Here is a 13,213-nt window from a genome sequence, read left to right on the forward strand (position 1 = left end):
GCGCGAGGGTCGCTGGATCCAGGTGCACGACGGGGTGATGGACTTCCGCCGGTTCGGCATCCTGGACGACAAGGTCCCCGCCGACGCCGCGCTGGACGCGATGGTCAACGACCCGTACGTCCACCGCGTCGAAGCGCACAGCGACCTGCTGTTCGTCAAACGGCACACCTTCGGCCGCTCCCGGATCGTGCTCGACTTCGGCGGACACACCGTCCGCACCACCGGCATCGAGAAGAACACCCACGACAACCCCTTCGGCGCCGTCCTGTACTTCAAGGGCAAGGTCACCGACACGGTGATCAAGTACCCGCTGGCCGAGACCGTCATCGAACTCACCGACGCCTTCCCAGTCCCCGACTCGGGCGCGTTCAAGGTCGGCGAGTGGTGGACGGTCGAGATCGATGCGATCGCCGGTGGCGGCACCTACGAGCGCGAGTTGCAAAAGCTTGTCGAGATCACCCAGATCGTCGACGGCAAGCACATCCGGGTGGACTATCTCAACGGCTGGGAACTGGCCGCCGGACGCGGCATCACCTGGACCCGGGTCGAACCGGTCCGGCGCGCGGACGTGCGCAACATGGTGTTCTTCGGAGCAGGCCCAAACGACGACGAGTACACCGGCTCGCATCCGATCGCCTACGAGTACGCGGTGCGCTGCGACGTGAGCGGGATCGAGGCCACCGGGTCGTTCTGGCCGGTGATCATGCGCCGTTGGTGCACCCACTTCCACACCGCGCGTTCCTCGCTGAAGAACCCGCCGACGGTGATGTACGGCGGCGCGGGCTACCTGACCCAGCAGATCTACTGCCTGTACGGCCGGGTCGAGGACTGCGTGTCGAGCAACGCCCGGCACCTGAACGACCTGACCGCGTCCGCCTACTGTCACGTGGTCAACTGCCACGGCGACGGCGACGACCAGGGCGGCAATCCGTTCACCACGCACGGCCAGTACGAGCACGACCTGCTCTTCGAGGGCAACTCCGGGCTGATGGACATCGCCAACTCCGGTGTTCTGTGGGGAACTTCGGCCAAGCGCATCACCGTGCGCGACCACACCTGCTCGTGGTTCGTCGCGGGCACGAAGATCACCGACCTGACCCTGGAGAACGTCCGGGTGGTCCCCCGGCCGACGTTCGACCCGGGCGGCACGCTCCAGGTGAACGCGGACGGCGTGCAGCTGCGCGGGTGCGTGGCCCGTACGTTCGCGATCGGACAACGCTCGGCCCGCTCGACCCGGCCGAACACCATCGAGGGCTGCACGTTCGACCTGCCCGCGAAGCAGGTGCTCGTACAGACTCCGGTGACCAACACCGTGCATTTTCGGGACTGCACGTTCACCGGCGTGGACGGTGCGATCCTGCGCGGCTCGGGCGAGGTCGACTTCGACGGGTGCACGATCGTCGGGGCCTCGCCCGCGGCCGCGCCGCTGGAGGTCGGCTCGGCCGTGCTGCGGCTGACCGCGAGCACGCTGAGCAACACCGGCGTACTGCTCTCCGCGGTCCGCGACCAGAGCGTGCACGTGAGTGCCGGCACCCGGATGACCGGCGGCAACGGCGCCGGCGCGCTGCTGTCCCGGGCCGCCGGAACGGGCGTGGCACGCTGGCAGTTGCACGATGCGGCGTCGACCACCGACGGCGCACACGTCCGCCTGGACTCCGGGGTCAACCACTGGATGGCCACCGGAACCCGGTTCACCGGCGGCCGGTTGGAGCTGCGCCCGCAGGCGTTCGCCGGCGCGTCGTCGGTGCTGCACACCACGTGCGTGGAGGACGGCGTCACCCGGACCGCGCTGCCGGCCGACGGCGCACGAGTGGTCACCACCGGGAACCTGGCGATCTGAGATGGAACTGCGCACCACCACCGCGGCCGACGACCCGGCGCTGCACGCCCTGTGGGCGGTGGCCTTCCCGGACGCGCCCGGTCTGCCGGCACTGCACGCACACGACCCGGGCCGGCACCGCCGCACCCTGGTCGCGGCCGACGAGGGCACGATTCTCGCCGTCCTGCACTGGCAGCCCCGCGCGATCCGCGACGCGGCGGGCGGAGTCGCGGTGGTCGGTTGCGTGGGCAGCGTGGCCAGTGCACCCCGGGCACGCGGCCGGGGACTGATCCGCCGGCTGCTGGCGATGGCGATCGACGACATGACCCGGTACGGCTGCGCGTGGTCGCTGATGTTCAGCGGCACACCGGGCGTGTACACCGGGTCCGGATGGGAGACGTTCCCGGCGCCGTACCTGCGCGGCGTGGCCGGTCCCGAAGCCGGGTGGGGCGACCTTCGGGTGCGGTTGGCGCAGCCCGCCGACCTGCCCCGGATGGTCGCGGCGCACGCCGCCTCGAATGCGAACCGGGCGCTGACCACGGTGCGTTCGTCGGCCGACTGGGCGCACCGCTTCCCGCACTGGTACGCCACGCCCGCCCGGGTGTTGGTCACCGAGGACGGCGACTACGCGGTGGTGCGCCCGGACGCCGGCGAGGTGGTCGAGCTGGCCTGCGGCCCGGGCCGTCCGTACGCGCTGCCCGCGCTGTTGCGTCAGGCGCTGTGCGAACTCGGCGGCCCGGGCACGGTGGTGACGTTGCGGGTGCCGATCGATGCGGCGCTCACCCGGGCGATCGGCACGCTGCTCACCGATCTGAGCACCGGCCACACCACGTTCGGCCTGGCCCGGCCGATCCAGAGCGACCGGGCGCGAGTGCGCGCCACGGTCACCGCCCCCGGTGCGATCCACTGGCTGGGGGATGCGTTCTGATGGATCGTCAGGACGCTCGCACACCGCCCGGCTCGGCGAGGAATCACCCCGTGCCGCCGAGCCGGGCACCGATCCTGATCGGCGCCGACACCACCGTGGTGTGCGAAGCCGATCCGGACACCGGCACGCTGGTCGAGACCGGGTCGCCGCTCCCGGTGCGCACCGCGTACGCGGCCGCTCATCCGCGCCTGGATCTGGTCTACGGCGTGGACGAGGCACTCGACGGCTCGATCACCGTGATCGAGCCGGGCCCGGACCCGCGACTTCGCCATCGGGCGTCCTCGCGCGGCTCGGTCCCGTGCCATCTCGCGGTCTGCCCGGACGGCGGGCATCTGATCACGGCCAACTACGGCAGCGGCGACCTGATCGTGCATCGCCTCGACGAACACGGCTCGCTCGCGGGCGTGAGCGAGCAGGTCGCCCTGCCCGGGCCGGGGTCGAGGGCGCACCCGAAGCGGCAATCCGCGGCGCATCCCCACCAGGTCGTGTTCGAGGACCACGACACGCTCACCGTCGTCGACCTGGGCGGCGACGTCCTGCTCACCTACCGGCTGAGCGCGGGCCGACTTCGGCTGCGCTCCACGCACCGCGTCCCGACCGGCACCGGACCCCGTCACCTCAGCGGCCGTTGGCTGCTGGGCGAGCTCGACCCGGCGATCCTGAGCCTGCCCGATCTGACCCGCCATCCGCTCGCCGCGCCGGGCCTGCCCTCGGCCATCGTCACCTCCCCCGACGGCGCGCACGTGTACGCGGCCAACCGCGGCCCCGGCACGATCACCACCCTGGCCACGGCCGCCCCGCACCCGATGTCCGACCTGCCCGCCGGCGGCGCCGACCCGCAGGACCTGGCGTTCGTCGGCGACCTGCTGTACGCGGCCCTGCCCGACGCCGATGCCGTCGGCGCGTTCCGCTGGACCCCCGGCACCGGCATGCTGCGCCCCCTCGGCACGGCGCTGCGCACCCGCGATCCGCGCTGCCTGTTGCCGCTCCGCCGGCTGCGCCCGAAGGCACCCCGACCCCGCCGGGGCTGAGCCGACACGTGCCTGGCCCACGGATCCCGGCCGCCCGGATCAGCGCCCCTCGCCCGCCCGCACCACGCCGTTCTCGTACGCGAACACCGCCGCCTGGGTGCGATCGCGCAGATTCAGCTTGGCCAACAGTCGGCTCACATGCGTCTTGACGGTCTGTTCGCCGACCACCAACCGCGCGGCGATCTCGGCGTTGGACAACCCCTGCGCGATCAGCGAGAGCACCTCCGTCTCCCGCTCGGTGAGTTGCTCGACCCGGGCGCGCGGCCCGCCGGTGGGTGGGCCGAGTCGGGCGAACTCGGCGATCAGCCGGCGCGTGACGGTGGGCGCGAGCAGCGCATCGCCGGCGGCCACCACCCGTACCGCGTGCGCGAGTTGCAGCGCCGAGGCGTCCTTGAGCAGGAATCCGCTCGCACCCGCGCGCAGCGCCTCGTAGACGTACTCGTCCAGGTCGAACGTGGTCAGCACCAGGACCCGGGTCGTACCGCCCGGGTCGGCGGTGATCTCGCGGGTCGCGGCCAGCCCGTCCAGCACCGGCATCCGCACGTCCATCAGCACCACGTCCGGGCGCAGTGCGGCGACCTGCTCGACCGCGTCGCGTCCGTGCACGGCCTCGCCGACCACATCGATCCCGGGCTGCGCGCCGAGCAGGACGGAGAAACCCTCGCGGACCATCATCTGGTCGTCGGCGATCAGTACCCGGATGGCCATCGATGTCACTGCTCCTCGGTCGGCAGGAAGACGTCCACGTGGTAGCCCCCGTCGGGAGTATGCCCTGCCTCGAGGGTGCCGCCGATCATCGCCGCCCGTTCGCGCATGCCCATCACGCCGTGTCCGGAGCCGTCCCGCGCGGGTGCTTCGGGGTGCGGCGCGGGCTCGTTGTACACGCGCAGACCGATCCCGGTCGGTACGTACGCGACCTCGACCCGCACCCGGGCACCGGGTGCGTGCCGCAGCGCGTTGCTCAGTGCCTCCTGGCCGATCCGATAGGCGGACAGGTCGACGCCCTGTGGCAACGGGCGCGGGACGCCGACCGTGACGCAGTCCACCGTCATACCGGCCGCGCGCACGTTCTCGATCAGCTCGGGCAGCCGCTCCAGGGTGGGCAGCGGAGCCGGCCGGCCCTGCCCGTCGAACTCGCCGCCCTCCTGCTCGGTGCGCAACAGACCCAGTACGCGGCGTAGTTCGGCAAGCGCGTCGACCGCGTTGGCGCGGATCGTGACGAAGCTCCGGACCAGTTCGGGCGGTGGGTCGGCGACCCGATACCGGGCCGCCTCGGCCTGGATCGCAATCACCGACATGTGATGTGCGACCACGTCGTGCAACTCACGGGCGATCCGCGCACGTTCCTCCAGGAGCGCGCTGCGCTCGCGCTCGGTGGCGGTCAGATCGGATTGCAGCGCGAGTTGGCGGCGCGCGTCGCTGCGCCCCCGGAAGGCGACCACGACCACCATCACGATCGCGGTCAGCATCGCGACCGCCGGCATCGTGCCCCAGTGCGAAGGGTCGTGCTGCGCGTTGCGGACCAGCACCAGGCCGAGCAGCGCGGTAATCATCCACGTCTCCACAACGATGCGCAGCCGGGCGTGGAAGGCCACGTAGGCCATCACCACGACCTGCGCAAAGATACCCACGGCCGTCCACGGCCACTGGATGTGGTCGTGCCCGTTCGACTCGCCGGCGAGGGCACACGCCACCGTCGCGCCGAGCGACATCCACCACGCGACGAGCGGCCGTTGCGGCGCGAGCAGGATCGGCACACCGGTGGCCAGGCCCAGCACGAAGGCCAGGCCGCCGGACACCCCGGGGTAACCCGCCAGGACCGCACCCTGGATGCCCACGGTGATCACGACCGCCGCGTAGAGCAGGCCGCGCGCGACCGCCACGCTGCTGAACGGGGCCGGCGGGCGCTTGGTCCGGACCCGGACGTCGAACAGGTCCTCGCGCAGCGCGGTCAACCCTCGGTTCACCCGACCGGCCCGAGCCGCAGCACCGCCGGCCACGTCGAACGCCCCGGCATCGCCCACTCGCTTCGCTCTGCCCGCCTCGACGCTCACTCGCAGCAGGCTACGAGGCGCCGCCGGTGCGCGGCATCCCCGCCCCGGGTGATCCGGGGTGTCCCTCTCAGGAGTTACTCCGGGGGTCGCCGCGGCCCGGGGCGCCCGTTTCCCAGCGATGGAACACCGCCCACAATCCGAGCAGCACGCCCGCGAACACCGGCATCCACCCGATGCGCGCCCCGACCCAGGGCACCTCGTCCGGCACCGTGCCCAGGCCGGGCAGCCCACCGAGCGCGATGCCGAGCGAGGTCACCGCGAGCATCGCGCTCTGGTGCCACAGGAACACCGTCATCGCGGACAGGTTGACCAGCGCGACCACCGCCCACGTACGCGGGTGCCGGCGCAGTGCCCGCCGCAGCGGGGCTCGGACCAGCAGCGCGAGCCCGCACTGGGCCAGGCCGAAGGCGACCGCGGCCGACGTGGGCGGGTTCAGGTTGGAGATCGCCTCGCCCGGGACACCCACCATGCTGACCGGGTATCCGCCGTAGCGGATCAGCCCGGCACAGGCGATCGTGCCCGCCACCAGCAGCGGGCCGCCGAGCCGCTCGATCCGCGCCCGGTGCGGCCCCGCCCAGAGCACGCCCAGGCTGTACGGGACGAGCCACCCGGCGAGCACGTTGAGCCAACCGACCACCGCCGGCCCGTCGGCGGCGAAGCGGATCAGGTCCACCGCCAGGACCGTGCCGATCGCGAGCACGGGCCCGGTCCGGCCGAGCCGGACCACGAGCGGGGTGAGCGCGGTCAGGCCCGCGTAGACGAGCACGAACCACAGCGGTGACAGCACGAGTCTGCCGACCGTGTACAGGGTCTCGCCGGCCACGAAGTCGGCGAGCAGCGCCATCGAGACGGTCCACACCACGAGCAGCGCGGCGATCGGCCGGCCGAGCCGGATCATCCGCCGCCGGGCCCACGGTCGGTAGCGGTCCGCGCGCGCCTGGGACTGCGCGGCCACATACCCGCCGACCAGGAAGAACACCGCGAGCGGCTGGAGCAGCCAGGTGAGCGGCGCATAGTCGGGCAGGTGTCGCAGCGGGCTGTCGGTCTGCCAGTGGTCGGCGCCCGCGTACACGCCCGTGACGATCCAGTGGCCGAACACGACGCCCAGGATGGCGATCGCCCGCAGGCCGTCCACCTCACGCTCGCGCTCCACCGGTGTCGAGCTTTCGATCCGACGAACCAGGACGCCGGGTTCACGCATGGGTCACCTCCGTGGCGCGGCCGCGCGCGATCAGCGCGAGGTTGTGCAGGGCCGGCCCACCGGGCCGCAGGTAGTCGGAGTGGCCACCGCCGCCGGCCGCGAACTCGCGGGCGCCGAAGCCGTCCGCGGTCGGGTCGGCGCCGAAACCGACGGTGGTGTCGAAGAACGGGATGCGCACGTTGGGCACCAGGTCGATCCAGTCCGAGCCGCCCCGCCCGGCCCAGACCCGGGCGCCGGTGCCCAGTTCGTCCCGGTCGCCCACGCCCAGCCCGGGGCTGCCGAACACGGCCAAGTCGGCGACGTCGATTCGGGAGACCACCCGCCCGCAGACCACCGAGCCGTACGAGTGGCACAGCAGCGAGAGCTGCGCGGCCGGCGCCACCGCGTAGAGCCCGGCAACGAATCGGCGCAGCTCGCGCGCGCCGTCGTCGGCTCGGCCGGTGGTGAGCACGTCGAGGCTGATCGTGTGCGGCGGCGAATAGCCCAGCCAGGCGATCACCGCGACCCGCGCGCTCGGGTCCTGGGCGCGGATCTCGTCGTACAGCGCGCGGGCGCCGCCGGCGGGCGTGGAGTACGGCTTGTCGCCGCGGGTGTCGAAGTGGTCCAGGTCGCTGTCGCTGCCCGGAACCAGGACCGCGATCCGGTCCGCGCCGGCCAGGTCGCCGAGCACCTCGACCGCGCGGACCCGGCCGGCGCGGCCGTCGAAGGCCAGGAAGGTCCGGGCCGGGTCGGCCATCCGCGCGAGGTGGTCCGCGCGTCCCGCGTGTCCGGTGTCCCGGGCCAGGCCGGCCGCCTCGGCGATGGCCCGCTGATTGGCCGTGTAGCGCTCGACCAGGGTCGCCGCGGACATCGCGGGCAGCGTCGGCGGCTTCGGTGCCGCGGCCTGCGCCGCGCCGACGCCGGGTCCGGCCAACGTTCCGGCCACCAGCGCCGCGACCAAGCCCATTCGCAGTCGACCCCGCATGTCCCGCTCCCGTCCTCGAAGTACCGGACACGAAGCTAGGAATGGGCGTCGGTAGCCTGCGTCGCGCCAGGGAGTGGACTCGACGGGTAGCTCTCGAGGACTACGCGGGTCAGCCGCGCGCCACCGAACCGGACAAACCGCGATGGGCATGCCTGCCCGCGATTCACGCGGCGGCGGACCGGCCGACGCGGGGGCGAGCCTCAGGTACCACCCCGGCTCTCCTCCGCTGGGGTGACGCGCGCCGGCCCAGGCCGGCTACCGTTGAATCCGTGACTTTTCGCCCCGTCGAGTCGGCCCGCCGCCCGTTCCCGTCCTGGTCCCCGGCCCGACGCTCGCGCGTCTTCGACGTCACACTCGCGGTCTCGGTCGGGACGCTCACCGCCGGGCTCAACTTCGCCCAGCACCTTCGGGATTCGGGCGGCGACTTCACCGACGCCGGCGCCCGGATGTCCTTCGCCGTCGAGTTGATCGCCGGGCTGGTGCTGGTCATCCGGCGGCGGCATCCCGTGCTGTGCGCGTGGATCGCCGCGCTCACGCTGTTGCGGGAGCAGGCCCTGGGCGGTTGCTTCGCGGCCTACGCCGTCGCGGTGTACGTGAGCGATCGGCGCAGGATGTGGCTGACCATCGGGGTGCTGTGCGTGGCCACCTGGCACCCGTGGGATTGGCGGGATCTGGGCAACGGCACCGCGAACATGCTCGCGATCCTCACTCCCGCGTGCTACGGCCTGTACATCGCCTCCCGCCGCCGACTCATCGCCGCGCTCGGCGAGCGCGCCGAACGCGCGGAGCGGGAACAGGAGTTGCGTGCCGAGCAGGCCCGCGAGGAGGAGCGCAACCGGCTCGCCGGGGACATGCACGACATCGTCACGCACCGGGTCAGCCTGATGGTTTTGCAGGCCGGCGCCATGCGCTCGCGCGCGCCCGACGACGCGACCCGTTCGGCGGCCGAGGACCTGCGCTCGACCGGCTGTCAGGCGTTGGCCGAACTGCGGGACCTGGTCGCGGTGTTGCGCACCGCCGAGGAGCGCAACGCGGGAGCTCCGGTGGAGCCCGCCGTGCTCGACCTGTCCGCCCTGGTCGACGAGTCGCTCGCGGCGGGTGTGGATGTGCGGCTGGACGTGGAGGGCAGCGTGCGGCCCGCCTCGCCGGTGGTGGTGCGCACCGCGTATCGGGTGGTCCAGGAGTCGCTGACCAACGTGCACAAGCACGCCCCCGGCGCCTTCGTCCGCGTACTGCTCCGGTATGCCCCCACCGAGGTGCGGATCACCGTCACCAACACCGCGGCCACCCGTCCTCGCGAGATCGAACTGGGCGCCGGCGGCACCGGACTGGTCGGCCTGGCCCGGCGGATCGAGTTGACCGGCGGCACCTTCGGTGCGGGCCCGCGGCCGAACGGCGGTTTCGCGTTGGACGCGCGGCTGCCCCTCGCGCCGGCGGAGTCGGGCGAGCCGACGAACCGGCCGACACCGGGCCCGACCCCGCCGCAGCGCGCCGCGGCGTCGGACCCGGTCGAATCGCCCGGCGCGGCCGAGCGGCCGACGCGATCGCATGCGTTGCGGGTCGCCGGCCGAGCACAGCGACCGGCCGTGCGCCGATCGCAGGAGGAACCGGAATCGGCACCCGGAGTGCTCACCGGGTCACGCCCCGAAACCGGCTGATACCCGGCGGAACCGGCGGCGCCCGTTTCCGCATCCTCGACACGTGTCACCGGCGCTTGGGTGTTGACTTGGCAAGCCCTCGGATGGACCCTCGGGCCAGCCACATCGCGGGCCGCCGGCGGCGGGCGCCGACTCGGCATCGCACCGTCCAGGCACGCCGTCACGTCGTGGAGCCGGGCACGCGCACCGGACACGGCGCAGCACCGACATCGCGATCCACCAGGTAAGTCGGCACCGCAGCATATCGATCGTCCGGAATCGGAATCTCCGCTTCCGCATGTCGAATTCCCCCGGGCTGCAGGCCCTCGGGACGCCCCGAAAGGCGACCTGATGCCACGACCGAGCGACACGAATCCGGATCACCCCACCGACCCCCCGGCCGGCGCGTCGAACCCCCTGCCCGGCGTACCCTCGCGCCGGGCGATCCTGGGCGGCATCGCCGGCGCCGCCGCACTGGCCGCGACCGGGTGGACTCCCGTCGGCCTGATCCCGGCGACCCGGGCGGGCGCCGCGCCCGCTCCGCCGAACTTCCCGCCCGGCATCACGCTGGGCGTGCAGCAGTACCGGAACTGGTCCGGCGAACTGCGCGCCGACGACGTCTGGACCGCGGTACCCGCGCGCCCCTCGGATGTCGTGGTGTTGGCGAACTGGGCGCGGGCCAACGGCTATCGGCTGCGCCCGCGCGGAATGAGCCACAACTGGTCGCCGATCCTGATCCCCGCCGGCGCGGACACCTCGCACACCCTGCTGGTCGACACCACGCAGAATCTGACCGCGCTGGTGGTCAACCCGGGATCGCCCACCACGGTGACCGTGCAGACCGGGTGCAGCGTCGAGCGCCTGCTGACCCAATTGGAGCAGGCCGGGCGCGGGATGATCGCGACCACGGCGCCGGGCAAACTGAGCGTGGGCGGCGTACTGGCCATCGGCGCGCACGGCAGCGGGATCCCGACACCGGGCGAGACCCTGCCCCAGGGCGGCACCTACGGCACGCTGAGCAATCTGGTGTTGTCGCTGACCGCGGTGGTGTGGGACCAGGCCGCGGGCGCCTACGTACTCAAGACCTTCCAGCGCAACGACCCGGAGATCGGCCCGTTCCTGGTCCACCTGGGCCGCGCCTTCGTCACCGAGGTCACCCTCCAGACCAACGCGAATCAAAGGCTGCGCTGCCAGAACTTCTACCACGACCAGATCGGCACGCTGCTGGGCCCACCCGGCGGCGGCGGCAAGAAGCTCGCCGACTACATCCGCGACTCGGGCCGGGTCGAGGTGATCTGGTTCCCGTTCACCACCGTGCCCTGGCTCAAGGTGTGGAGCGTGGCACCGAGCAAGCCGTGGGTCTCCACCCGGATCGACAGTCCGTATCCGTACACGTTCGCCAACTTCGTCACCGAGGACCAGGCCCACTTCCTCGCCGACATCGCCACCGGCAATGTGAGCGCCACCGAGGTGTTCACCAACGCCGAGATGGCGGTGGTGGGTTCGGGCCTGATCGTGACCTGGACCTGGGACGTCTGGGGGTGGTCGAAGAACACCCAGCTCTTCGTCGAACCGACCACACTGCGCATCCACGAGGGCGGCTGGGCGGTGTTGACCGCGCGGGCCGACGTGCAGCGGGTGCTCAACGAGTTCTTCGCCAAGTACACGGCGTTGTTGGGCGCGTACAAGGCCAACGGCCAGTATCCGTGCAACAGTCCGATCGAGCTGCGGGTGACCGGCGTCGACCGGGCGAGCGAGGTGGTCACCGCGAACGCGGTCGAGCCGACGTTGTCCGCCGCCCGCCCGCGCCCCGACCACCCCGAGTGGGACACGGTGGTCTGGCTGGATGTGGCCACCCTGCCCGGGACGCCCGCCAACCACGACTTCTACCAGCAGATGGATGCCTGGATCTGGGGCAACTACACCGGCGACTACGCGTGCGTGCGGCCGGAGTGGTCCAAGGGCTGGGCGTACGGGGTCGGCGGCGCGTGGACCGACACGGCTGCCGTGACCGGCCGAATCCCGAATTCCTTCCGCACCGGCCTGCCCACGACGAGCAACTTCGACGCCGCCCGAGCCACGTTCGCCAAGTACGACCCGGGCCGGATCTTCTCCAACTCCTTCCTCGACGTCCTGCTGCCCTGACGGCACCATCCCGGCACCCGGCCCCGGTCACCCGCCTGCCGCGGAGCGACCCGCGCGGCGCCCTCCCCACCCGGTCCCGGCCGGGCGGGGAGGTACCGTTTTGCGGTGCGCACCGTGGAACTGACCCTGGACGAACCAACCGAACTGGCGGTCCGTCGGGTGTGGGACGAGTTGGCCGAGCTCGGCCTGCCCGGGCAAGGGCTGCGGCCGTCCGCCGCCAACCGCCCGCACCTCACCCTCGGCACATGTCCCGAACTCACCGACCCGATGCGCGCGTCACTCGCCGAGGCGCTCACCGCACTGCCCCTGGAGGTGGAGTTCACCCGCCCGGTGCGCTTCGGTGGCAGATCGCGCACCGTCGCGTGGGAGGTGTCGCCGACCGACGCGCTGCTCGCACTTCAACTGCGGGTGTGGCGCATCATCGATGCGCCGAACCCGTACCACCACCCGGCGGTCTGGACCCCGCACGTCACGCTCGCGCGCACGCTGCGCCCCGGTGACGCGTGGCAGGAGCGCGCGTGGCGGCTGCTTCGGGGACGGCCCGCCATGCCGGCCGTGCTGACCGGCGCGCGCAGCTACGACCATGCCACCGACTCGGCCGAGGACCTGCCGCCCGCCGACCGGGCCGCGCCGACAGAGGAGTGACCCGACTCGACCGGGCCGGCCTGGGCCGGCCGGGTCGTCACCGCGCGTTGGCGCCGGCGCCGTCGAGCCAGCCGTCATCCAACGCACCGTTGTCGTCGTGGACGACGAACTCGCGTTCCACCGAGGCGATTTCGTACCCGGTCAGCGCGCTCACCAGGGCCGCCGCCGCGGCTGCGGCAAACTCGTCGCCGACCCGGTGGCAGCGCTGGGTGACGAACCGTTCGGATCGCCCGTCCGCCCGGACGCGACGCGCGTTGTGCGACAGGTGCGCGCCGTGCCCGACCACCTCGGCGGCCAGTGCGGCCAAGTCGGCATCCCGGGTCAACACGAGCTTGAGGTGGTGCTCGAAGTACAGGTCGGGCCCGAGCGCACGCGCGTCCGCGTCCGTGCGCGGCACGCCGGGATGCCACGGCGCCGCCTCGATCTTGGTCCGGGTCACCGCGTATCCGTCCCGGCGCAGCACCACCGCCAACGCGGCGGCTCGCTCGCGGGCCCGGGCCAGGGTCGTGGTCGCCCGTTCGGTCAGCATCGGCTGGGACGTCGTGCGCCCGCGCGCGAGCACGATGTGGGTCAGCCCGACCCCGTATCCACCGGCCCTGCGAGCCAGTGTGTCCACGTCGTCCGTACCCACCGTGACGTGTGTCTCGAACTCCCCGACCAGGTCCGCGGGGAAGGCGCGGAGCTCGTCGCCGGCTCGGTGGGCCCGGCTGGTCTTCGTGGTTTCGGTCGACGCGTGCACCGCTTCATCCTCGCAGCAGGCCGCGGAGGGCACCGGGAATAATCGGAGCG

General features: G+C 72.5%; 11 protein-coding genes. 6 read left to right on the forward strand and 5 right to left on the reverse strand.

The features are described from left to right. The 3 genes from A3IC_RS0116405 to A3IC_RS68700 all read left to right on the forward strand — a co-directional run. Positions 1-1,840 (forward strand): hypothetical protein (locus A3IC_RS0116405; RefSeq protein WP_020551132.1); only part of this gene is annotated, 1,840 nt, incomplete at its 5' end. A gap of 1 nt (position 1,841) precedes the next feature. Beyond that, positions 1,842-2,747: a GNAT family N-acetyltransferase gene (locus A3IC_RS0116410; RefSeq protein ID WP_020551133.1), complete on the forward strand. Its 906-nt coding sequence runs from the start codon at positions 1,842-1,844 to the stop codon at positions 2,745-2,747. A gap of 50 nt (positions 2,748-2,797) precedes the next feature. Further along, positions 2,798-3,778, forward strand: coding sequence for a lactonase family protein (locus A3IC_RS68700; RefSeq protein ID WP_020551134.1), 981 nt, complete (start codon positions 2,798-2,800; stop codon positions 3,776-3,778). A gap of 39 nt (positions 3,779-3,817) precedes the next feature. On the opposite strand, the gene A3IC_RS0116420 is transcribed toward A3IC_RS68700, so the two are convergent. From A3IC_RS0116420 to A3IC_RS0116435, 4 genes are all read right to left on the reverse strand, one after another. Continuing rightward, the gene (locus A3IC_RS0116420; RefSeq protein WP_020551135.1) at positions 3,818-4,486 is read right to left on the reverse strand and encodes a response regulator; all 669 of its coding nucleotides are present in this window, start codon (positions 4,484-4,486) and stop codon (positions 3,818-3,820) included. A gap of 5 nt (positions 4,487-4,491) precedes the next feature. Continuing rightward, positions 4,492-5,832: a sensor histidine kinase gene (locus A3IC_RS54835; RefSeq protein ID WP_158695971.1), complete on the reverse strand. Its 1,341-nt coding sequence runs from the start codon at positions 5,830-5,832 to the stop codon at positions 4,492-4,494. Positions 5,833-5,899: 67 nt separating this feature from the next. After that, positions 5,900-7,033, reverse strand: a complete 1,134-nt coding sequence (locus A3IC_RS0116430; RefSeq protein WP_052173516.1) for an acyltransferase family protein — start codon at positions 7,031-7,033, stop codon at positions 5,900-5,902. Further along, on the reverse strand, positions 7,026-7,997 hold the full coding sequence (locus A3IC_RS0116435) for an alpha/beta hydrolase (protein ID WP_040876738.1): 972 nt from the start codon (positions 7,995-7,997) through the stop codon (positions 7,026-7,028). The genes A3IC_RS0116430 and A3IC_RS0116435 overlap by 8 nt, the downstream gene beginning before the upstream one ends. Positions 7,998-8,266: 269 nt before the next feature. Between A3IC_RS0116435 and A3IC_RS54840 the strand changes: the two genes are divergently transcribed. The 3 genes from A3IC_RS54840 (at position 8,267) to A3IC_RS0116450 (ending at position 12,424) form a co-directional block, all read left to right on the forward strand. Continuing rightward, positions 8,267-9,655 carry a sensor histidine kinase gene (locus tag A3IC_RS54840; RefSeq protein ID WP_020551139.1) on the forward strand — a complete coding sequence of 463 codons (1,389 nt, stop codon included), beginning with the start codon at positions 8,267-8,269 and terminating at the stop codon, positions 9,653-9,655. Positions 9,656-9,985: 330 nt separating this feature from the next. Further along, on the forward strand, positions 9,986-11,779 hold the full coding sequence (locus tag A3IC_RS0116445) for a cholesterol oxidase substrate-binding domain-containing protein (protein ID WP_020551140.1): 1,794 nt from the start codon (positions 9,986-9,988) through the stop codon (positions 11,777-11,779). Positions 11,780-11,884: 105 nt separating this feature from the next. Beyond that, complete coding sequence (locus A3IC_RS0116450; protein WP_020551141.1) at positions 11,885-12,424, forward strand: 2'-5' RNA ligase family protein; 540 nt, start codon at positions 11,885-11,887, stop codon at positions 12,422-12,424. A gap of 37 nt (positions 12,425-12,461) precedes the next feature. Here A3IC_RS0116450 and A3IC_RS0116455 read toward each other — a convergent pair whose 3' ends face one another. Continuing rightward, positions 12,462-13,163 carry a hypothetical protein gene (locus A3IC_RS0116455; protein ID WP_245599320.1) on the reverse strand — a complete coding sequence of 234 codons (702 nt, stop codon included), beginning with the start codon at positions 13,161-13,163 and terminating at the stop codon, positions 12,462-12,464. Positions 13,164-13,213 lie beyond the last annotated feature (50 nt).

The sequence above is a fragment of the Embleya scabrispora DSM 41855 genome (assembly GCF_000372745.1).
Taxonomy (GTDB): Bacteria; Actinomycetota; Actinomycetes; order Streptomycetales; family Streptomycetaceae; genus Embleya; species Embleya scabrispora.

Coding starts and splice junctions, on each gene's coding strand:
- A3IC_RS0116445 (WP_020551140.1), top strand. CDS start 9,986: ATGCCACGACCGAGCGACACGAATCCGGATCACCCCACCGACCCCCCG.
- A3IC_RS0116410 (WP_020551133.1), top strand. CDS start 1,842: ATGGAACTGCGCACCACCACCGCGGCCGACGACCCGGCGCTGCACGCC.
- A3IC_RS0116420 (WP_020551135.1), bottom strand. CDS start 4,486: ATGGCCATCCGGGTACTGATCGCCGACGACCAGATGATGGTCCGCGAG.
- A3IC_RS0116430 (WP_052173516.1), bottom strand. CDS start 7,033: ATGCGTGAACCCGGCGTCCTGGTTCGTCGGATCGAAAGCTCGACACCG.
- A3IC_RS0116435 (WP_040876738.1), bottom strand. CDS start 7,997: ATGCGGGGTCGACTGCGAATGGGCTTGGTCGCGGCGCTGGTGGCCGGA.